Genomic DNA, 19095 nt, shown 5'->3' with positions numbered 1-19095 from the left:
ATGGACGGACCACGGTAGCGCCCGGTGGGTCCGGCTAACCCCGGGTACTTCGCGACCGCCGATGCGTACACTCGTACACATGGGATATGGACTGCTGGCCGCGGCCATCGCGGCGGAGGTGGCCGGGACGACCGCCATGAAGTACAGCGAGGGATTCACCCGGCTCTGGCCCTCGCTGATCACCGTCGTCGGCTATCTGCTCGCCTTCTCGCTGCTCGCCCAGACCCTCAAGACCCTCTCGATGGGCACGGCGTACGCGATCTGGGCCGGCATCGGCACCGCCGCCGTCGCCGTCATCGGAATCCTGTTCATGGGGGAGTCCGGCAACCTGGTCAAGGTGGCGGGCATCGCGCTGGTCATCGCCGGTGTGGTGGTGCTCAACCTGGGCGGTGCGCACTGATGGCGCGGCGGTACGACCCCGAGCGGCGCGCCCGGATCATCGACGCGGCGATCCGGGTGGTCGGCGCCAAGGGCATCGCCGGGCTCAGCCACCGCTCCGTCGCGGCCGAGGCCGATGTGCCCCTCGGCTCGACGACGTATCACTTCGCCTCGCTGGACGAACTGCTGATCGCCGCGCTCCGCCGGTCGAACGAGAACTTCGCCGCGCTCATGCGGGACAGCGCCGCCCTCGCCGACCCGGCCGCCGACCTCGCGGCCGAACTCGCACGGCTGCTCGGGGAGTTCTTCGGCGGCGGCCGGGGCCGGGCGGAGCTGGAGTACGAGCTGTACCTCGCCGCCCTGCGCAGGCCGGCGCTGCGGCCGGTCGCCGCCGAATGGACCGACGACACGGCCGGACTCCTCGCGGCGCGTACCGACCCGGCCACCGCACGGGCGCTGGTCGCGCTGATGGACGGGATCTGTCTCCAGGCCCTGCTCACCGGCGGCGACTACGACGAGGCGTACGCCCGGGAGATGCTGGGGCGGATCGCGGGCCCGCCCGCCCTCAAGGCCGGCGGGCGGGTCTGCCAGGACGGTACGGCGGCGGTTCAGACGTAGAGGCTCGGCGAGTGGTACAGGGTTTCCGGGCTGTCGGGGACGGGGTTGTACGGCATGGAGTTGTGCCGGCGGTGGCGGCCGGACCGGCTCGCCTCGTGCGTCGGGGGCTGCGGCGTCAGTCGCCCTTCGGTGGTCAGCATCTGCGCTCGTCGGAGAAGATCCTCCGAATGCAGGCCGAGTTCCTCCGCGACAGCCTGGAGGTCCAGTCCGGACTGCCAGCTCCACTGCAGTACGGAGTCCATCCCGGGCGTCCAGGTCACCGCGCCGCTCGAAGCCGCGGTCTCCACGACGGGCGCGGGGGCAGCCGGCACCACCTCCGGGCGCGGATGGGGCACAGGGATGCTCACAACTTCCGGGCGTGGCTCCCCTCCGGGATCCGGGACGGGCGGAGCCGGATGAAGCAACGTTTCGGCGGGAGGGCTGAGCAACTGGTCGGCGACGACATGGGCGTCCGCCTTGCCGACCGTACGGCGCGCGACACGTACCTCGCGCTCGTTCAACCCCATCAGATCGGCTACAGCGGCGTCGCTGCCGACGGTCACCGCGAACGCGGCCAGCGCCCTCGTCCGCCTGGCCAGCGCCTCGTCCATCACCGCCTGCGCCTCCCGCACCTGATCGTCCGTGCTGCAGAACGCCTCGGCCAGCAGCGTGTTTCGTTCCCAAAGTTCACGTGGCTCCACGCAGGCATCAACGTTTCTGCTCCGTCCACGACACCCCATCACGGCCGCATCACCCGAAGGGCCCATCGCGGCCCGGGACGGCAGCTGATCACAACAACCGATCATCGGTACCCGAACGGGGTCGGATCACGAGGCGAGTGCCCGCGCGCTCAGCCCGCTCCCACTTCCGCGCGCTCAGCCCGCTTCCACTCCCGCCGCGCCCCGGACCGCCGCCAGCGCCGCCCGCACGCTCTCTTCGATGTCGGTGATCGGGTACAGCGCCTCGCGGACCGTGCGGTCCCGGTCCACCACCAGCGTCAGCCGCTTCAGCCGGCTGATCCCCGCCGCCCGGAAGGTGGGCAGCCGCAGGGCCGCCGTCAGCGTCAGCCCCGCGTCCGACAGGAGCGGGAAGCGCAGCCGCTCCGCCGCCGCGAACGCTTCCTGCTCGTCCGGGCGTTGGGTGGAGACGCCGTGCACCGTCGCGCCCGCCGCCGTGAACTCGGCCAGCTGGTCGCGGTACGTGCACGATTCGAGGGTGCAGCCCCGCGCGCCGGGGATGCCCGCCCAGTCCGGCGGATAGGACTCCGGACGGGCGTAGGCGCCGGGGAAGAAGTACAGGACGGTGTACGGGGTGGCCGAGGCGACCGGGTCGTGCTCGCCGCCGGTGTGGAACGGCAGGCTCAGCTCCGGCACCCGGGTGCCCACCAGCGCGTGCACCCGTGCGGCCTCCTGCGAGGACTCCTGTGCGGTGGCCATGGTCGTTCCGTCTCCCGTCACCCACGCGTCGCCCCAGTCCTGGAGCGCGATCAGCACCGGCAGCAGGGCGCGGCCGCGCGGGGTCAGCCGGTACTCGTACCGGGCGGGCCGCTCCTGGTACGGCTCCCGGGACAGCACGCCCGCGTCGACCAGCAGCCGCAGCCGCTCCGTCAGGACCTTGCGGGACACGCCCAGCTCGTGCTGGAGCGCGTCGAAACGGTGCACCCCGCGCGCCGCGTCCCGCACGATCAGCAGGGTCCACCAGTCCCCGACCACGTCGAGCGCCTGGGCGATCGCGCAGTCGGCGTCGGCCAGGCTGGTTCGCTGGGGCATGGGGTTCCTCCGTCGCGTCGGACGGCCATTCAACTGGATTGACCTGCGGAAAGCATGCTGCCATAGTCCGTTCCCAAAAGGAACTTAACTGGGAGTGCCTGCGGAAACGGCGACGGGGCGGGGATCGGCATGGGGACGGATACCGGAACGGGGATGCTGCGAGGGGTGCCGCGCACGGTGCGGCTGCTGGCCCTCGGCGCGTTCTTCAACGGCGTGGTGAGCTTCACCTTCGTCTACCTCTTCGTCTACCTGACCGGACCGCGCGGGCTCTCCGTCGCCCAGGCCGGAGTGCTCAGCGGCATCGGCGGGGCCGGAATCGTCGCGGGCAACTTCACCGGCGGCTGGTTCGGTGACCGCTACGGGCACCGCCGGGCGCTGCTGACCGGCGCCTGCGCGAGCGGCGTGGTGCTCGTCAGCCTCCCGCTGCTGCCGCTCCCCGCCCTGTACTGCGTGCTCCCGCTCGCCCAGTACGCGACCGGGGTGGTGCGCGCCGCGAACGCCGCGCTCGTCGCGGTCTCCGTCCCCGAAGGCCGCAGGCGCCAGAGCTTCGCCCTCACCCGGTTCGCCGGTAACGGCGGCTTCGCCGTCGGACCGCCGCTCGGCGCGCTGATCGCCGCCCGCTTCTCGTACGACTGGCTCTTCGTCATCGACGGCGTCGGCACCCTGCTGTACGCCGCGTACGCGGCACGGATCCTGCCCGCCCGGGGCACCGCGCACTCCCGTCCCGTGCACCGCCCGGACGCCCCCGGGCTCTGGAGCGAACTGCGGGCCAGACCCGCGGTACCGGTGCTCCTCGCCGCGATCGTCTGCGTCGACCTGGTCTACCGCCAGCAGTACTCCACCCTGCCCGTCTTCCTCGCCGACCACGGCCACGGCACCCAGTTCTACGGCTGGCTCATCGCCATCAACGGCGGCGTCATCCTCTGCCTCGAACTCCCCGCCGCCCACGCGCTGCGCGACCGGGCGCCGCTCACCGTCGTCGGCACCGGACTGCTGCTGGTCGGGACCGGCTACGCGGTGCTGATCCCCGGCGCGGGGGTGCTGTTCGCCGTCCTGATGATGGTCTCGCTGACCCTGGGCGAGATCCTCTACAAGACCCCCGCCACGGCCTACGTCGCGGACCAGGCACCCGCCCACGCCCAGGGCCGGTTCCAGAGCCTGTACGCGGGCGCCTCCATCAGCGGACAGGTGCTCGCACCCCCGCTGGGCGGCGCGCTCTACACCACCGCGCCCGCGCTCCTGTGGCCCGCCTGCGCGGTGCTGGCCTGCGGCGCCGGAGTGGCCGTGCTCGCGGCCCGGCGGCTGCGTGAACCCGCAAGGCCCCTCCCGGCGACGGGGGCGGCCGCTGAGACCGGTTGGCCGGGGCGGGCCCCGGCCGGTTAGGTTCTGGTCATGACCGACACGACTTCCACCCGCACCACCGGCGCCGTCGCCGCCGGACTCGCCACCATCGCAGGCGACGGTTCCGTTCTCGACACCTGGTTCCCCGCGCCCGAGCTCACCGCGGAGCCCGGCCCGGCCGGAACCGAGCGGCTCACCCCCGACCGCGCCGTCAACCTGCTCGGGGAGGGCGCCGCCAAGGCCATCGGCGTGGACGCCCGCCGCGGGGTCGAGGTCGTCGCCGTGCGCACGGTCATCGCCTCGCTCGACGACAAGCCGCTCGACGCGCACGATGCCTACCTGCGACTGCACCTGCTCTCGCACCGCCTCGTCCAGCCGCACGGCCAGAACCTGGACGGCCTCTTCGGCCTCCTCACCAACGTGGCCTGGACCTCGCTCGGCCCGGTCGCCGTCGACGACCTGGAGAAGGTGCGGCTCAACGCCCGCGCCGAGGGCCTGCACCTCCAGGTCACCTCGGTCGACAAGTTCCCGCGCATGACGGACTACGTCGCGCCCAAGGGCGTCCGGATCGCCGACGCCGACCGGGTGCGGCTCGGCGCGCACCTCGCCTCCGGCACCACCGTCATGCACGAGGGCTTCGTCAACTTCAACGCCGGCACCCTCGGCACCTCCATGGTCGAGGGCCGGATCTCCGCGGGCGTCGTCGTCGGCAACGGCTCCGACATCGGCGGCGGCGCGTCCACCATGGGCACGCTCTCCGGCGGTGGCAAGGAGCGCATCGTGATCGGTGAGCGCTGCCTGGTCGGCGCGGAGGCCGGGGTCGGGATCGCGCTGGGCGACGAGTGCGTCGTCGAGGCCGGTCTGTACGTCACCGCGGGCACCCGGGTCACGCTGCCGGACGGCCAGGTCGTCAAGGCACGCGAGCTCTCCGGCGCCTCGAACATCCTCTTCCGCCGCAACTCGGTGACCGGCACCGTGGAGGCCCGCCCGAACAACGCGGTCTGGGACGGCCTCAACGACGTCCTGCACAGCAACGACTGAGCAGCGACGACTAAGCAGCGATGAACTGAGCAGCGGCGGCGAGGAGTTCCTCGTACGCCCTCCGCAGCCCGTCGGACGCCTCGCGCCCGGCGGGCTGCAGCGGTTCCCGGACCGGCCCCGCGTCCAGCAGCGCCTTCACGGTCACCGTGCCGGGCAGCCCGGACGCCATCATCAGCTCGACGAGCGGGGCCAGCAGCCCGTTCAGCCGCGCCGCCCCCGCAGTGTCCCCGGCGTCGAACGCGTCCAGGACGGCCCGCAGCGCCCGTGGCGCCACGTTGGCCACCGTGCTGACGTACCCCGCGCCGCCCACCGCGTACAGCGGCAGATTCAGCTCCTCGCAGCCCGAGTAGTACGCGAGCGAGGTGGCCGCGATCACCTTCGTCGCGCCCAGCAGGTCCTGCGAGCAGTCCTTCACCGCCACGACGCGCGGGTGCTCCGCCAGCCGCAGCACCGTCTCGGGCTCGATGCGGGTGCCGGTGCGGCCGGGGATGTCGTACAGCATCAGCGGGAGGCCCGCCGCGTCCGCGACCCGCCTGAAGTGCGCCTCGACGGCGGCCTGCGGCGGCCGGCTGTAGTACGGGGTCACGACCAGCAGGCCGTCGGCGCCCGCCCGTTCCGCCTGCCGGGCCAGTTCCACGGTGTGCCGGGTGTCCGAGGTGCCGATGCCCGCGATCACCGGCACGTCCGGACCGACCGCCTCGCGCACCGCGCGCAGCAGCGTCGCCTTCTCCGCGTCCGAGGTGGTCGGGGACTCGCCGGTGGTGCCGCTGAGCACCAGCCCGTCGCAGCCGTCCGCGACCAGGGCGCGGGCGTGCCCGGCGGCCGCGTCCGGATCGAGGGCCCCACCGGCGGTGAACGGGGTGATCATGGCGCAGAGAGCGCTGCCGAAGGGGCGCGGCCGGGTTGCTGCGGGAGACGTCATGTCCGAAGTGTCCGCCCAGCAGACCGTGAAGGTCTACTTAGTTCTTCTCCGGGTGAAGGTGAAGGAGTGCTCAACGATTCTGTGCTCTGGCATGATCGGCCGCACATGGGGCGGGCCGACCTGGGGGCGGGAACATGAGCGTGCGGGGACTGACGGGGACAGGGATACGCGGAGCTGCCGCCGCAGCTCTGATCATGGCCGGAACACTCACCCTGTCCGGATGCGCGGGATTCCTCGTACCGGCGGGGGAGGGCGAGCCGGGCCCGAGCCCGTCGCGCACGGCATCCACGGGCGTGCACGTGAGCCCGCCGTCCCCCCTCGCCATCGCGTCCCCGCCCGCCGTGCGTCCCGGGGAGTCCGTCCGCCCGAGCCCCACGCCCTCCGCCACCGGCGGCTGCCCGGACTCCGGTCTCGTCGTGGACATGGGCCCCGTGGAGGCCGCCCTCGGCCACCGCGCGGTGGGACTCACCCTGACCAACTGCGGCGGCAAGCCCGTCCGGGTCGACGGCTACCCCTCGGTCCAGGCGCTCGACGAGAACGGCGACGCGCTGCCGGTGAAGGTGAACCCGGGCTCGTCCTACATGGGCCAGGACAAGGGCCCCGAAGAGGTCATGCTGGCCCCCGGGAAGACCATGCGGTCGCTCCTGGCCTGGGTCTCCACCCCGACCGGCGGCGACCTGATCGAGGGCGACGCGCTGGAGATCGCCCCGGCGCCGGGCCTGGAGGCGCGCACCTTCCCGCTGGAGGGCAGCGACGTACGGATGCTCGACGAGTTCAGCATGACGGGCTGGCGCACCCCGACGCCCGGGTGACCACCGCGCCGGGACCGTTCGGAGGTCCTCGCCGGGCTGGGCGAGAACGGCGGGCAGGTCCTGGCGGGTGGCGGTACGCAGGTTCACACCCCGGATTCCGGCACGGTGGGCCCAGCCGTCAGCGCCTGGCCATGTACAGGCCGAACGCCTTGTGCAGCAGCCTGTTGACCGGGTAGTCCCACTCACCGACGTACTCGGCCGCCCGGCCGCCGGTGCCCGCCTTGAACCGCAGCAGGCCCATCAGATGGTTGCTCTCGTCGAGGGTGTCGGTGATGCCGCGCAGGTCGTAGACGGCCGCGCCCCGCTCGTGTGCGTCGCTCATCATCCGCCACTGGATCGCGTTGCTGGGCTGCACCTCGCGGCGGCGGCCGGTGGAGGCGCCGTACGAGTACCAGACGTGCGTTCCGACCGTCAGCATCGTCGCCGCGGAGAGGACCTCCCCGTCGTGGTGCGCGAGGTACAGCCGCATCCGCCCGGGGTCCTCGGCGCGCAGCGCGGTCCACATGCGCTGGAAGTAGTCGAGCGGGCGAGGGATGAAACGGTCGCGCTCGGCCGTCTCGCGGTACAGCTCGTAGAAGGCCGGAAGGTCGTCGTGGTCGCCCTCGACCACCTTGACGCCCGCCTTCTCCGCCTTCTTGATGTTGCGCCGCCACTGCTGGTTCAGCCCGTCGCGGACCTCCTCCAGCGACCTTCCGGCGAACGGCACCTGGAAGACGTACCGGGGCTGCCCGGCGCTGAAGCCCTCAGAGTCCCCGTCCTTGCCCTGCCGCCAGCCCAGCCGGCGCAGCTGCTCCACCAGCTCGGCGGCGCCCGGCTCGTACACGTCCGGCTCGACGTCGCGCAGCCTGCGCGCGGCCGGATCGGGGATGGCGTCCTTGACGGTCTGCGCCTCCCAGCGGCGGGCGACCACCGGAGGCCCCATCCGTACCGTGAACGCGCCGCGCGCCTTGACGTGCGCTACCAGCGGATCCAGCCAGGGGCGCAGATCGCCCTCGTGCCACGGGATGACCGGCCCCTCCGGCAGATAGGCCAGATACCGCTTCACCCGGGGGATCGGCCGGTACAGGACCAGCGCCGCGCCGAGCAGCTCCCCGCCATCGAGCCAGCCGATGCTCTCCGCGCGCCAGTCCGGCTTCACCTCACCCCACGACGGGACCTGCATATGGCTCGCGGAACCCCGTCCCGCGACGAACGCCAGATGCTGTTCGCGCGTGATGCTCTCGACTCGCAGCGACATGCGGTACTCCGTTCGTTGTCCGGTTGGGTCCGAGTCCGGTTATGTCTGATTCGTCAGCCTAACGACGACAGCGCGGGCCGTAGTTGACCTCAAGCGCACTTGACGTAACAGGGTGGCTGTCACGGGCGAGCCGCAGGGGAGCGCCCGCGAGGGGAGCAGCCATGAGCGTGGAATTCGTGACCCGGCCCGATTTCACCCGAGCGGACGCGGGGATCGTCAAGGCGAGCACCTGGGACGTCGGCACACCGGAGCGGCAGCGGCAGACCGTCGAGGCCATCCGGGAGGCCTGGGCGAGCCGGGAGTGGCCGCACCCCGGACTGCTCTCCTACTCGGTCGGCGCGGGGGAGGACGGCAGAACGCTCCTGCACTACTCGCAGTGGTCGGACGAGGAGAGCTACCAGGCCTTCGTCCGGACCGGCCGGGACGCGCGCAACGCCGACATCGACGCGGCCGTGCCGGGCATCGAACGGCTCGGGCTGCACACGTACGAGCTGTACCGCTCCTCGTCGCCCGAAGGGTCCGACGCCCGGGAGCCGGGGTGCGTCGTGACCGTCGACGTCGAGTTCGAGGGAGCGGACGGCGCCCGCCAACGCGACTGGGTGGACGGCGTGTTCGAGGCCCTCGGGACGGACCCCGCGCCCGCGCCCGGCGGTATCGCCGGACACTTCCACGTGAGCACCGACGGAACCCGGGTGCTCAATTACGCGGAGTGGGTCAGCGCACGGGCCCACATCGACGCGCTGGCCGCGCCCGGGAACGGGGTCGGTTCGCGGACGCCGCAGTGGGAGCGGGTACAGGCCTACCCCGGCGTGACCGGCGGCGGTGTGCACCGCTACACCCCCGCGCTCAGTCTGCGACCGGCGGTCCCCGCACGGTAACCACGCGGGCGTGCACACCGGTTGCGTGGGACCGGCGGGCGGGCCGCGGCGGACCTGTCCGGGTACCGGGCGGCGGAGGACGAAATACGTCTACGCTTGGGCCGCCTGTCCCCGTACGCGCCCGGCGGCGCGTACGACCCGAACCGTTCCTAGGAGACCCCCCTGATGTCCGCAGAGCGCCCCACCCTGCCGCCGGTACGGCTGCACACCGAGGCCGAGCTGGCACGGGACGCGCTTGCCGCGCCGCTGCTCGCCCGCGCCGTCCGGCTCGCCCGCTGGGCCGGGCCCGGCACCAGGGTGGGCGCCGGCGGCGAGCTCGTCGAAGCGCAGCTGCCCGCGGCGGCCGAGCACCTCGGCCTCAGCGCGGACGAGGACGGCGCGGCGGAGGCCAGCGAGGCCTGGCGGCTCGCCGTCGACACCGGGCTCGTCGAGGTCGAGGACCCGGAGCCCGGTGCGGACCCGGCGGTGGAGGACGGTTCCGGCGAGGAAGGCCCCGAGGCGGAGGGCACCGTCACGGCGGGCGAGAACCTCGCGTTGCTGACCGGCGGATCACCGCAGGACGTCCTGGCGATCTGGCTCGACGGCCTGGAGGCCGCGCACGCCGACGCCACCGCTCCCTTCTTCGACGACTTCGCGGACCTCGTCGGCGAGGACGGCTCCATCGACTTCGACGCCCTGGACTGGGACCCGGAGGCCGAGGCCGAATTCCTCGACGGGGTGCTCGGCAACCTCTACCTGCTCACCGTCTCCGACAGCGCCGCGGGCGACGCGCCGGTACCGCTGCCCGCGCTCGCCGCGTCGGTGATCGTGCCCGACGACATGGGGGAGCCCACCGACGACATCCTGGAGCAGGTCTCGGACGCGATGATGCGCCTCGACGACCAGTTCCGGGTCCTGGAGCCCATCGGCATCGTCGAGTACCAGCCGGTGGACGAGGCGCTGCTGGCCGAGGAGGGCGAGGACGCCACCCCGCCCGCCGACGACGACGACGTCACCCGGTACGGGATGGTGAAGCTGACCCCCCTCGGCCTGTACGGCATCCGGTCCAGGATGCTGGACGGGGGCCTGGAGGCCCCCGCCATCGGGGACCTCGTCGACAAGGACGCCGACGCGCTCCTCGGCGGCATCGCGTACTACCCGGAGGACGCGGCCCGCGCCGAGGTCCAGCTCTGGCTCGCCCGGCGCGGCGCGGGCGGGGCCGCCGCCGAGCTCCTGGACGCCGCACGCGGCGAGGACCCGCAGGCACCGCTGCGCCGGCTGCACTGCCAGCAGGCGCTCGCCCTGGTCGGCGCGGAGGCGGAGCCCGCCGTGCGCGCCGTGCTCGACGACGGGGAACTGGGCGGCCTCGCCCGGGTCTGGCTCGCGGAGCTGGGCGCCGCCGACGTGCCCGCGCCGCCGGAGCCGATGATCTTCTGGCTCGCCGTCGACACGATCGCGGCGCAGCTGGAGGCGGACGGCGATCTCGACGAGCTCCAGGGCCTGGTCGAGGGGCTCTCCGGCCAGCACAGCGGCTTCTTCGACGAGGTGTGGCGGGTGGACCACCCGGCCACGGCGGACGTCCTTGAGGCGATGGGCCGGCTGCACAGCGACAAGAAGCTGGCGAAGGCCGCCCGCAAGGCAGCCTTCAAGGCCCGGTCCCGGGGCGGCTCCGGCAACTGAGCGGGAGACGGTGGGTGGCGGGGCGGACGGCCCCGCCACCCGGGGAAGTTCACGGAACGCATTCCCTGAAAGCCGTCCACAGTTCAACTGGTGTTGGCGAAGGCGCGCGACGGTGATCCCGCCCGCTACCGCCCCAGCTGCACCAGGAGTACGTGATGGCCTTCACGCGCAGGGAATTCACCAGACAGTCCGCCCTCACCGGTGCCGGCGTCGCCCTCACCGGAACCGTCGCCGCGCTGGCCACCGCGCCCGGCGCCCTCGCCGCCGGGGACTCGAAGCACGGCCACGACGACCACGGCCACGGTCATGACCACGACGGACACGGCCACGGCGGGCACGGGCACGACCACGGGCCCGGCTACGGGGCGCTCGTCCCCGACCCGAAGGGCATACTTGCGCTGCCCGCCGGATTCTCGTACAAGGTCATCACCCACAGCGGCGTCACCAAGCTGGAGACCGGTGAGTACACCCCCTCCAACCACGACGGCACAGCCGCCTTCGAAGGTGCGCGCGGTGTCACCCTGCTGGTGAACAACCACGAGCTGGCCGGCGTCCGCACCGACTGGGAGCACCCGGTCCCGCTCACCGACGGTCTCGTCTACGACGCGGTCGCGGGCGGCGGCTGCACCGTCGTGGAGACCCGCCGCGACGGCCGCACCGCCGAGTGGGTCGGCATCGCCGGCACCTCCACCAACTGCGCCGGCGGCGCCACCCCGTGGGGCACCTGGCTCACCTGCGAGGAGACCGAGGACAAGGCCGGGAAGAACGGTCTGCTCAAGGACCACGGCTACGTCTTCGAGGTCGACCCGTACGACAAGCGCGCCAACCGCGACCCCCGCCCCATCAAGGCGTTCGGCCGGTACGCCCACGAGGCCGTCGTCATCGACCCCAAGCAGGGCCACGCCTACCTGACCGAGGACGCGTCCGGCCCCAACGGACTGCTCTACCGCTGGGTCCCGCCGCACGGCTTCAGGCACGGCCACGGCAAGCTGCGCACGCTCGCCGCCGACGCCGGGGTCCTCCAGGCCACCAAGTGCTTCGACCGCGGCGGCCGGTTCGTCGACGACCTCTCGCGCGCCACGAAGATCGGCACCGTGTACGGCGTGGACTGGGTCGACGTCCCCGACCGGGACGCGAAGACCGTCTCGGTGCGCAAGCAGTTCGGTGACAAGGACATCACCCGCGCCCGCAAGCTCGAAGGCATGTGGTGGGGGGATGGCGGCGCCTACATCGTCTCCTCGTTCGCCCGTGACGAGAGCCCGGTCCAGCACGACGGCCAGGTCTGGTTCTACGACCCGAAGCGCCGCACCCTGACGCTGAAGGTGCTGCTCGGCGTCAACGCCGACCCGTCGAAGGACGGCGCCTTCGACGGCCCGGACAACATCACCGTCTCGCCGTACGGCGGCCTGGTGATCGCCGAGGACGGCGAGGGCGTGCAGCACCTCTTCGGGGCCACCGAGAGCGGCCGCACCTACCCCATCGCGCGCAACGAGCTGAACGCCGGGACCGAGGAGGACCCGGAGTACAGCGAGTTCACCGGCGTCACGTTCTCGCCCGACGGGAAGACGCTGTTCGCCAACATCCAGACGCCCGGGATCATGGTGGCCATCACCGGCCCGTGGAAGCGTCAGCCGCGAGAGCAGCGATAACACGTACGAGTGGTCCGGGCCGGGCCGTGCCGGTGTCCTCCGGCAGAGGGACATCGCGGCGTGGCACCGGCCCGGCGGGGGTGCGGGGTGCGTGCGGACCTCGCGGCCGGTGGACCGGCGCCGGCGTCCCATGTCGGAAAGGGATAAGCGCCACATCCCCGGGGGTCGTGCGAGGGGCGTGCTTCGGCGTGGTGCCCTTGCCGGGAGCGGGACAGGAGGCCCGCCGGGCGCGGAATCGCTGATTACGAATCCGGCATCAGTGGGGCTCCAGGAGCGGTCGGGCATGGCGTCCGGCGTTTCCAGGGCGCATACTCAAGGTAATGAAACAGTCAGCCGGATCCCGGCGTCACCTGCCTTCCAGTCCCTTCAACCGCCCGGCCCAGGCGGCCCCACCGGTCGAATTGTTCGATGTGGGCGACAGGGTGTCGCACGACCAGTTCGGACTCGGCCGAGTCCTTGCTGTCGAGGGCGACAACGACGCAGTGCTCATCGACTTCTCGGGGCGACAGGGGAGGATCCTGAGCCCGTACTCCAAGCTGACCAAGCTCTGAGAGAAGCGACGAGCACGCGCCGCGTCCGCCGTACTCCTCCACGTTTCCTTACGGACGGCCTTCAGGGGCACCCGCACCAGCCGGGTGCCCCTGAAGCCGTTCCCCTCGGGTGATCAGAGCGACTGGGCGGCGGGCTTGACCATGCCCCGGACGGTGCGCGACTTCACGAAGTCGCCCACCGCGGTCATCTCCCACTCGCCGGAGAACTGCTTGATCAGCTTGGCCATGATCACGCCGGTCTGCGGCTCCGCGCTCGTCAGGTCGAAGCGGACCAGCTCCTCGCCGGTGGCCGCGTCGATCAGCCGGCAGTAGGCCTTGGCCACCTCGGTGAACTTCTGGCCGGTGAACGAGTTGACCGTGAAGACCAGGCCCGTCGCCTCCGCCGGGATCCGGCCCAGATCGACGACGATCATCTCGTCGTCCCCCGCGCCCTCGCCCGTGAGGTTGTCGCCCGAGTGCTTGATGGCGCCGTTCAGGATGGAGAGCTTGCCGAAGTAGCAGCTGTCCAGGTGGTTGCGGTCCGGCCCGTAGGCGATCACCGACGCGTCCAGGTCGATGTCCTTGCCCCGGAACGCGGGCTCCCAGCCGAGGCCCATCTTGACCTGCGAGAGCAGCGGCTTGCCGCCCTTGACCAGCGACACCGTCTGGTTCTTCTGCAGGCTGACCCGGCCCTTGTCCAGGTTGATCCGGCCCGTGGCCGGAGCCACCGGAGGAGCTGCCGGCGGGGCGGCGGGCGGGGCGGCGGGCGCCGGCGGGGCGACCAGCCTCGGGTCCACCGGGGCGGCGGCGGGCACCGGGGGCGCCACAGGCGCGGGCGCGGCGGCGGGCTCGTCCTCGACGGAGACGCCGAAGTCGGTGGCGATGCCGGCCAGCCCGTTGGCATAGCCCTGACCGACCGCACGGGCCTTCCAGGCGCCGCCGCGCCGGTAGACCTCGATGACCACGAGCGCGGTCTCCGCGCTCAGCTGGGGCGGGGTGAAGGTGGCGAGCACGCTGCCGTCGTCCGCGTTGCGCACGGTGGCGGTGGGCTCGATGCCCTGGAAGGTCTGGCCCGCCCCGTCCGGGCTCGCGGTGATGACGATCTTCTCGATCCCGGACGGCACGGCAGCGGTGTCGACCACGATCGCGTCGGGCGCGGTGCCGCCGCCGGAACGGTAGGCCACACCGGGGCCCGTGGGCTGGTTGTAGAAGATGAAGTCGTCGTCGGAGCGCACCTTGCCGTCGGCGGTGAGCAGCAGGCCCGATACGTCGAGCCGCACCGGAGCGGCGACGTCCACCGCCACGCGGGGGGCGGAGAGAGGGATGTTCGAGCCAGGTGTCATAGCGGTCATGTCGGAGGTAACGAATGACCCGGCTTTGCCGTTCCCTTACCTTTGGGCGGCTTCGCCCGTACGGCGGCCGCGTCTGCCGCGTCTGTCGCGTCTGCCGTGCTCAGTGCGGCCAGATCGGCGGGTTGGTGCAGAAGTGGCCGCCGAGGTGGGCGTGGTCCGGGTTGTCCGGGTCGAGTTCGCCCTGCTCGGCGATGAGCTTCGCCGCGTACGGCTCCGAGTCGTCCCTCGGCTCGTAGCCGAGCGAGCGCGCCGAGGTGAGGTCCCACCAGAGCCGGGTGTTGTCGGACGAGCCGTGGATGACGGTGTGCCCGACGTTCTCCGCCGTGAGCGCGGCGTCGAAGAGCCGGGCGCCGTCGCCGGGGCTCATCCACACCGAGAGCATCCGTACGGAGGTCGGCTCCGGGAAACAGGAGCCGATGCGCACGGAGACGGTCTCCAGGCCGTGCCGGTCCCAGTAGAGCTGGGCGAGATCCTCACCGAAGGACTTGGAGAGCCCGTAGAACGTGTCCGGTCGGCGCGGGGTCCCGATCGGGATCAGCGGGTCGCCCGGGAGCGGGCGGGGGGTGAACCCGACGGCGTGGTTGGAGGAGGCGAACACGATCCGCCGCACGCCCTCCGCGAGCGCGGCCTCGTAGAGGTTGTAGGTGCCTTCGATGTTCGCCCGGAGAATCTTGTCGAACGAGGCTTCCAGCGAGATGCCCGCGAGGTGGATGATCGCGTCGACGCCCCGCACCGCCTCGCGCAACGCCTCCGTGTCGCCCAGGTCGGCGGTGATGGCGTCCGGCTCGCCCTCGATGGGGACCATGTCGAGCAGGCGCAGCCGGTAGCCGTGGGCGGGCAGCAGTCCGCGCATGAGGGTGCCGAGTCCGCCGGCGGCGCCGGTGAGCAGGACGGTGCGGGGGGCGGGCATACGCGGATCTCCTCGGTACGGGGGGCGGCTTCGCTCGCCGGGTCCTTGGGTGGGGTTCACATGCGTGGACAAGTTATGGAGCGGGGTGGGGGTGCGTCAAGGGGTGCCCGGGTCCTTGGTGCGGGGTTCCGTCCTCAATCGCCGGACGGGCTTGTTTGTGCGGGTGCTCCGCCGGGTGCGGGTGCGCCCTGTCCGGTGGGTGGGGGTTCGTGGTCCCTCCGGGGCGTCTCCTCAAACGACGAACGTGCGGGGGGTCCGTAGCGGACCCGGGTCTGTGTTCGTCGTTCTGCGGGGACTCCCCTGCACGCCCCCGAACCCGCCCGTCCCGCGTCTGCGACAGCACTCCGGCCGGTGTGCAGACGCGACTGGGCCTGGGGTGGGGACGTGCAGGGGAGTCCCCGCAGAAAATGGCGTACGACCCGGGTCCCTCACGTACCCGGGTGAACACGCCATTTTTGAGGAGACGCCCCGGAGGGGCACCGCCCCCCACCCACCGGACAGGCGCACCCGCAACGCGGAGTACCCGCAACTCATCTTGACCCGCGCCAAGACACTGCCTTAGCGTAGGAGCGTTCATGAATATGGACGCCGATCAGAATTGTGCACGCCTGAACCTGCTCAGGGAGCGCCCGTGACCTCAGCCCCTCTTGCCGCCCGACTCACCGCTGTCGCCGGGCCGCTCTTCTTCCCCGTCACCCCTTACGGACCCGACGGTTCCGTCGACCTCGATGTCTTCCGCGCGCATGTGCGCAAGGGCATCGACGCCGGTGCGGCCGCCGTCTTCGCCTGCTGCGGGACCGGTGAGTTCCACGCCCTGACGCCCGAGGAGTTCCAGCTCGTCGTCGCCGCGGCCGTCAAGGAGACGGCCGGCCAGGTGCCCGTCGTGGCGGGCGCCGGATACGGCACCGCGCTCGCGGTCCAGTTCGCGAAGCTCGCGGAGGAGGCGGGCGCGGACGGGCTCCTCGCCATGCCGCCGTACCTGGTCGTGGCCGACCAGGAGGGCTTGCTGGCCCACTACACGGCGCTCGCCGCCGCCACCGGGCTGGAGACGATCGTCTACCAGCGCGACAACGCCGTCTTCACCCCGCAGACCGTTCTCGCGCTGGCGCAGACACCGGGGATCATCGGCCTCAAGGACGGCTACGGCGACCTCGACCTGATGCAGCGCATCGTCAGCGCCGTCCGCACCGGACTGCCCGGCCGGGACTTCCTGTACTTCAACGGGCTGCCCACCGCCGAGCTCACCGGTCTCGCCTACCGGGGCATCGGCGTCACGCTCTACTCCTCCGCCGTCTTCGCCTTCGCACCCGATATCGCGCTGGCCTTCTACCGGGCCCTGGAAGCGGGCGACGACGACCTCGTCAACGCGCTGCTCGACCACTTCTACCGGCCGCTCGTCGAGCTCCGGTCCAAGGGCCGGGGGTACGCGGTATCGCTGGTCAAGGCGGCCGTCCGGCTCCAGGGCCTGGACGTCGGCCAGGTGCGCAGCCCGCTCACCGAGCCGCCGGCCGCGCACATCGAGGAGCTGACCGGGATCATCGCGAGCGGCCGCGCGCTGCTGGAGCGGGGCGTCACCGGGGAGCGCGGGTGAGGACCTCCGCCTTCCTGTATCCCTGGGACATCGTCGGGGACCCGGACGCGGCCGCCCGCGTCGCTGACCTCGGCGTCCAGCAGGTGACGCTCGCCGCCGCCTACCACTCCACCCGGGCGCTGACCCCGCGTCACCCCGGCCACCGCATCGTCACGGCCGAGCACGCGGCGGTGCTCTACCCGCCGGAGCCCGGACGGTGGGAGGGGCGCCGGCTTCGGCCCCACACGCAGTCCTGGGTGGCGTCCGACGATCCCTACGCGGAGGCCGCGCAGGCGCTGGCCGGTGCCGGGCTCCAGGTGCACAGCTGGGTGGTGCTGGCGCACAACTCCCGGCTGGGCGCGGAGAACCCGGACACCTGCGTGGTCAATGCCTACGGCGACCGCTACCCGTGGGCCCCGTGCATCGCACAGTCCGCCGTCCGCGACTACCTGGTGGAGCTGGCGGCGGAGGCTGCGGTGCGCGGCGGTACGCACGGCACCGAGCTGGAGTCCTGCGGCTGGTACGGCTTCGCGCATCTGCACGCCCACGACAAGATCGCGGGCGTCGGCCTCGGTGACGCGGCGCAGTACCTGATGTCGCTCTGCTTCTGCCCCGACTGCCGGACCGGGTACGCGGGCCAGGAGCTGGACGCCGACGAGCTGGGCCGGGCGGTACGCCGGGCGCTGGAGCCGGCCTGGTCCGGTACCGGATCGCCGGAAACCGGCTGGTCCGGCGTCGAGAAGCTCCTCGGCGCGGACCTCGCGGCGGCCACCCTCCGGTGGCGCACCGAGGTGGCCCGCGGGCTCCAGGAGTCGGTGGTCGGCGCGGTACGGGCGGCGGCGGCCGCCCCCGGCTTCCAGGTGCTGCTGCACGCCGACCCCGCGCCGCACCGCTCGGGTGCGAACGTGGGCGTGGACCCGGAGCACATCCTGTCCGTGGCGGACGGCGTGGTGCTGCCGTGCACCGGGACCGACGCGGCGCGCGAGGCCGTGCTCGGCCCGTTCGGCGGACGTGCGGGCGTCCTCGCGGCCAACCTCACCGTGGTGCGGGGGATGGGCGGCAGCCCGGACACCCTGGAGCGCGACGCGCGGCACGCGCTCTCGCTCGGGGCGAACCAACTGCGGCTGTACCACGCGGGGCTGGCCTCCGATCCGGACCTGGAGGCCGTCGCCGGAGCGCTCTCACGCCTCGGCCGATGACGGGAGCGGGCCGGCGGGGGCCGTGGGGCCTGTCCGCCGGCCCGTGACCAGGACCACCGCCGCCGCCAGCGCCACCGCGCCCACCAGCGGCAGCAGCACCCGCACGTCCACCACCGCGACGAGCCCCGCGCCCAGCGCCAGCGCCACCGCGTTGGGCGCGAACATCAGCGTGCCGGCGGTCGCCGCCGTGCGCCCCAGCAGCGCGTCCGGCGTCTCTCGCTGCACCGCCGTCATCGCGGCGATCAGCACACAGGGCAGCCCGGCCCCGATCAGCCCGCACGCCAGCAGCGCCACCGCGTCGTACGGCACCGCGCGCAGCCCCACCGCCACCCCGAACAGGGCGATGCCCGCCGAGGTGAACACCCGTTCCGGCAGCCGTCGCAGCAGCGGCCCGGCCAGCAGCCCGACCGCGACGGACCCGACGCCCTGCGCCATGGAGAGCACACCCGCGTACGCGGGGGAGTGGCCGAGGACCCGGTCCACGACGGCGTACAGCGTCGCCCCGTTGAGCCCGGCGCACAGCATCGTGACCGATCCGGCGAGCACCAGCGGCCGCAGTACGGGCGAACCCCACACCTGCCGCACCCCGGCGGTCCAGCCGCCCGCGCCGGTCGTCGCCGGGGATGCCTGTTGTACCCGCAGCAGTCCGTAGAGCCCGGCGGCCAGCGCGAAGGAGGCCGCGTCCAGCAGGGCCACGGATACGCCGCCGAACCGGGTGAAGAGGGCCGCTCCGGTGAGCGGGGCCACCAGCTTCATGCCCTCGTTCGCCATCATCCGCAGTCCGTTGAAGTCGCCCAGCAGCCGGGCGTCCACGGCCCCCGCGACCAGCGCCGTCTCCGCCGAGTCCATCAGCACCGAGCTCGTCCCGTAGGCCATGAGCACCGCGAACAGGATCCAGCCCCGGCCTGCCGAGTCCACCGCGGTCAGGGTGGTCAGCAGCAGGGCCATGACGACGTTCGACCAGACCAGCAGCGGCTTTCTGGGCAGCCGGTCGGCCAACGAGCCCAGGACCGGGCCGAAGAGCACCGGCAGCCAGACGGTGAACAGGGCGAGCGCGGCCAGACTGTCGGAGCCCGTCAGGGACTTGACCCAGATCCCGGCCGCGAGCGACATCGCGGAGCTGCCGAATCCGGAGACGACGACCGCCGCCAGGAACAACCCTGCCGTCCGGTCGCCCAGTACCCGTCTCGTCGCGGAACCCGTCATCGTGCCCACCGAACCTCCCTGACCTGCACGTGTGTTGTGCGGTCA

Annotated in this window: 18 protein-coding genes; 11 read left to right on the top strand and 7 right to left on the bottom strand. The window is 72.5% G+C overall.

The features are described from left to right. The first annotated feature begins 79 nt into the window (after positions 1 to 79). Complete coding sequence (locus tag ACZ601_RS34495; protein ID WP_024494376.1) at positions 80 to 400, top strand: DMT family transporter; 321 nt, start codon at positions 80 to 82, stop codon at positions 398 to 400. Further along, a complete protein-coding gene (locus ACZ601_RS34490; protein ID WP_440577055.1) occupies positions 400 to 996 on the top strand; it encodes a TetR/AcrR family transcriptional regulator in 597 nt (198 codons plus the stop codon). Before ACZ601_RS34495 ends, ACZ601_RS34490 begins: the two co-directional genes overlap by 1 nt. Here the strand turns inward: ACZ601_RS34490 and ACZ601_RS34485 are convergent. Then, complete coding sequence (locus ACZ601_RS34485; protein ID WP_469545246.1) at positions 987 to 1676, bottom strand: hypothetical protein; 690 nt, start codon at positions 1674 to 1676, stop codon at positions 987 to 989. The genes ACZ601_RS34490 and ACZ601_RS34485 overlap by 10 nt on opposite strands. Positions 1677 to 1850: 174 nt before the next feature. Next, on the bottom strand, positions 1851 to 2744 hold the full coding sequence (locus tag ACZ601_RS34480) for a winged helix-turn-helix transcriptional regulator (protein WP_469545244.1): 894 nt from the start codon (positions 2742 to 2744) through the stop codon (positions 1851 to 1853). Positions 2745 to 2873: 129 nt separating this feature from the next. Here ACZ601_RS34480 and ACZ601_RS34475 point away from each other — a divergent pair, with 129 nt between their 5' ends. Continuing rightward, entirely contained in the window at positions 2874 to 4127 is a 1254-nt protein-coding gene (locus tag ACZ601_RS34475; protein ID WP_469545243.1) for an MFS transporter, read from the top strand. 9 nt (positions 4128 to 4136) lie between these two features. Next, positions 4137 to 5126 carry a 2,3,4,5-tetrahydropyridine-2,6-dicarboxylate N-succinyltransferase gene (gene dapD, locus ACZ601_RS34470; RefSeq protein WP_073735354.1) on the top strand — a complete coding sequence of 330 codons (990 nt, stop codon included), beginning with the start codon at positions 4137 to 4139 and terminating at the stop codon, positions 5124 to 5126. A 10-nt stretch (positions 5127 to 5136) separates the two neighbouring features. Here dapD and dapA read toward each other — a convergent pair whose 3' ends face one another. Next, positions 5137 to 6048, bottom strand: a complete 912-nt coding sequence (dapA, locus tag ACZ601_RS34465) for a 4-hydroxy-tetrahydrodipicolinate synthase (protein WP_469545241.1) — start codon at positions 6046 to 6048, stop codon at positions 5137 to 5139. Positions 6049 to 6242: 194 nt separating this feature from the next. On the opposite strand from dapA, the gene ACZ601_RS34460 reads away from it, so the two are divergent. Next, a complete protein-coding gene (locus ACZ601_RS34460; protein ID WP_469545239.1) occupies positions 6243 to 6860 on the top strand; it encodes a DUF4232 domain-containing protein in 618 nt (205 codons plus the stop codon). Positions 6861 to 6978: 118 nt separating this feature from the next. On the opposite strand, the gene ACZ601_RS34455 is transcribed toward ACZ601_RS34460, so the two are convergent. Next, positions 6979 to 8097: a lipid II:glycine glycyltransferase FemX gene (locus ACZ601_RS34455; RefSeq protein WP_469545237.1), complete on the bottom strand. Its 1119-nt coding sequence runs from the start codon at positions 8095 to 8097 to the stop codon at positions 6979 to 6981. 161 nt (positions 8098 to 8258) lie between these two features. Here ACZ601_RS34455 and ACZ601_RS34450 point away from each other — a divergent pair, with 161 nt between their 5' ends. The 4 genes from ACZ601_RS34450 to ACZ601_RS34435 all read left to right on the top strand — a co-directional run bounded on the left by ACZ601_RS34450 (position 8259) and on the right by ACZ601_RS34435 (position 12834). Then, a complete protein-coding gene (locus tag ACZ601_RS34450; protein ID WP_469545235.1) occupies positions 8259 to 8975 on the top strand; it encodes an antibiotic biosynthesis monooxygenase in 717 nt (238 codons plus the stop codon). A gap of 165 nt (positions 8976 to 9140) precedes the next feature. Further along, positions 9141 to 10634 carry a hypothetical protein gene (locus ACZ601_RS34445; RefSeq protein WP_469545233.1) on the top strand — a complete coding sequence of 498 codons (1494 nt, stop codon included), beginning with the start codon at positions 9141 to 9143 and terminating at the stop codon, positions 10632 to 10634. A gap of 155 nt (positions 10635 to 10789) precedes the next feature. Beyond that, positions 10790 to 12283, top strand: coding sequence for an alkaline phosphatase PhoX (locus ACZ601_RS34440; protein WP_469545231.1), 1494 nt, complete (start codon positions 10790 to 10792; stop codon positions 12281 to 12283). Between the two features lie 320 nt (positions 12284 to 12603). Further along, positions 12604 to 12834, top strand: a complete 231-nt coding sequence (locus tag ACZ601_RS34435; protein WP_037711258.1) for a hypothetical protein — start codon at positions 12604 to 12606, stop codon at positions 12832 to 12834. A 113-nt stretch (positions 12835 to 12947) separates the two neighbouring features. On the opposite strand, the gene ACZ601_RS34430 is transcribed toward ACZ601_RS34435, so the two are convergent. After that, entirely contained in the window at positions 12948 to 14156 is a 1209-nt protein-coding gene (locus ACZ601_RS34430; protein WP_469545283.1) for a TerD family protein, read from the bottom strand. Positions 14157 to 14265: 109 nt separating this feature from the next. Beyond that, positions 14266 to 15075 (bottom strand): NAD-dependent epimerase/dehydratase family protein, encoded by an 810-nt coding sequence (locus tag ACZ601_RS34425; protein ID WP_440575758.1) that lies wholly within the window; start codon positions 15073 to 15075, stop codon positions 14266 to 14268. A 631-nt stretch (positions 15076 to 15706) separates the two neighbouring features. On the opposite strand from ACZ601_RS34425, the gene ACZ601_RS34420 reads away from it, so the two are divergent. Both ACZ601_RS34420 and ACZ601_RS34415 read left to right on the top strand, forming a co-directional pair. Continuing rightward, positions 15707 to 16666, top strand: coding sequence for a 5-dehydro-4-deoxyglucarate dehydratase (locus ACZ601_RS34420; protein WP_469545228.1), 960 nt, complete (start codon positions 15707 to 15709; stop codon positions 16664 to 16666). Then, complete coding sequence (locus ACZ601_RS34415) at positions 16663 to 17844, top strand: hypothetical protein (protein ID WP_469545227.1); 1182 nt, start codon at positions 16663 to 16665, stop codon at positions 17842 to 17844. Before ACZ601_RS34420 ends, ACZ601_RS34415 begins: the two co-directional genes overlap by 4 nt. Here ACZ601_RS34415 and ACZ601_RS34410 read toward each other — a convergent pair. Next, positions 17827 to 19050 carry an MFS transporter gene (locus tag ACZ601_RS34410; protein ID WP_469545281.1) on the bottom strand — a complete coding sequence of 408 codons (1224 nt, stop codon included), beginning with the start codon at positions 19048 to 19050 and terminating at the stop codon, positions 17827 to 17829. The two genes, ACZ601_RS34415 and ACZ601_RS34410, sit on opposite strands and share 18 nt — an antisense overlap. Positions 19051 to 19095 lie beyond the last annotated feature (45 nt).

It is taken from the genome of Streptomyces sp. NPDC104307 (assembly GCF_055584045.1).
Note: the sequence above shows the minus strand (reverse complement) of the source record. Positions and strands in the feature narration are given on the sequence as shown.

What these genes read in the sequence shown, in the direction of transcription:
- ACZ601_RS34495 (WP_024494376.1), top strand. Translation starts at nt 80, where the DNA reads ATGGGATATGGACTGCTGGCCGCGGCCATCGCGGCGGAGGTGGCCGGG.
- ACZ601_RS34490 (WP_440577055.1), top strand. Translation starts at nt 400, where the DNA reads ATGGCGCGGCGGTACGACCCCGAGCGGCGCGCCCGGATCATCGACGCG.
- ACZ601_RS34480 (WP_469545244.1), bottom strand. Translation starts at nt 2,744, where the DNA reads ATGCCCCAGCGAACCAGCCTGGCCGACGCCGACTGCGCGATCGCCCAG.
- ACZ601_RS34475 (WP_469545243.1), top strand. Translation starts at nt 2,874, where the DNA reads ATGGGGACGGATACCGGAACGGGGATGCTGCGAGGGGTGCCGCGCACG.
- dapD (WP_073735354.1), top strand. Translation starts at nt 4,137, where the DNA reads ATGACCGACACGACTTCCACCCGCACCACCGGCGCCGTCGCCGCCGGA.
- dapA (WP_469545241.1), bottom strand. Translation starts at nt 6,048, where the DNA reads ATGACGTCTCCCGCAGCAACCCGGCCGCGCCCCTTCGGCAGCGCTCTC.
- ACZ601_RS34460 (WP_469545239.1), top strand. Translation starts at nt 6,243, where the DNA reads ATGGCCGGAACACTCACCCTGTCCGGATGCGCGGGATTCCTCGTACCG.
- ACZ601_RS34455 (WP_469545237.1), bottom strand. Translation starts at nt 8,097, where the DNA reads ATGTCGCTGCGAGTCGAGAGCATCACGCGCGAACAGCATCTGGCGTTC.
- ACZ601_RS34450 (WP_469545235.1), top strand. Translation starts at nt 8,259, where the DNA reads ATGAGCGTGGAATTCGTGACCCGGCCCGATTTCACCCGAGCGGACGCG.
- ACZ601_RS34445 (WP_469545233.1), top strand. Translation starts at nt 9,141, where the DNA reads ATGTCCGCAGAGCGCCCCACCCTGCCGCCGGTACGGCTGCACACCGAG.
- ACZ601_RS34440 (WP_469545231.1), top strand. Translation starts at nt 10,790, where the DNA reads ATGGCCTTCACGCGCAGGGAATTCACCAGACAGTCCGCCCTCACCGGT.
- ACZ601_RS34435 (WP_037711258.1), top strand. Translation starts at nt 12,604, where the DNA reads ATGAAACAGTCAGCCGGATCCCGGCGTCACCTGCCTTCCAGTCCCTTC.
- ACZ601_RS34430 (WP_469545283.1), bottom strand. Translation starts at nt 14,156, where the DNA reads ATGACACCTGGCTCGAACATCCCTCTCTCCGCCCCCCGCGTGGCGGTG.
- ACZ601_RS34425 (WP_440575758.1), bottom strand. Translation starts at nt 15,075, where the DNA reads ATGCCCGCCCCCCGCACCGTCCTGCTCACCGGCGCCGCCGGCGGACTC.
- ACZ601_RS34410 (WP_469545281.1), bottom strand. Translation starts at nt 19,050, where the DNA reads ATGACGGGTTCCGCGACGAGACGGGTACTGGGCGACCGGACGGCAGGG.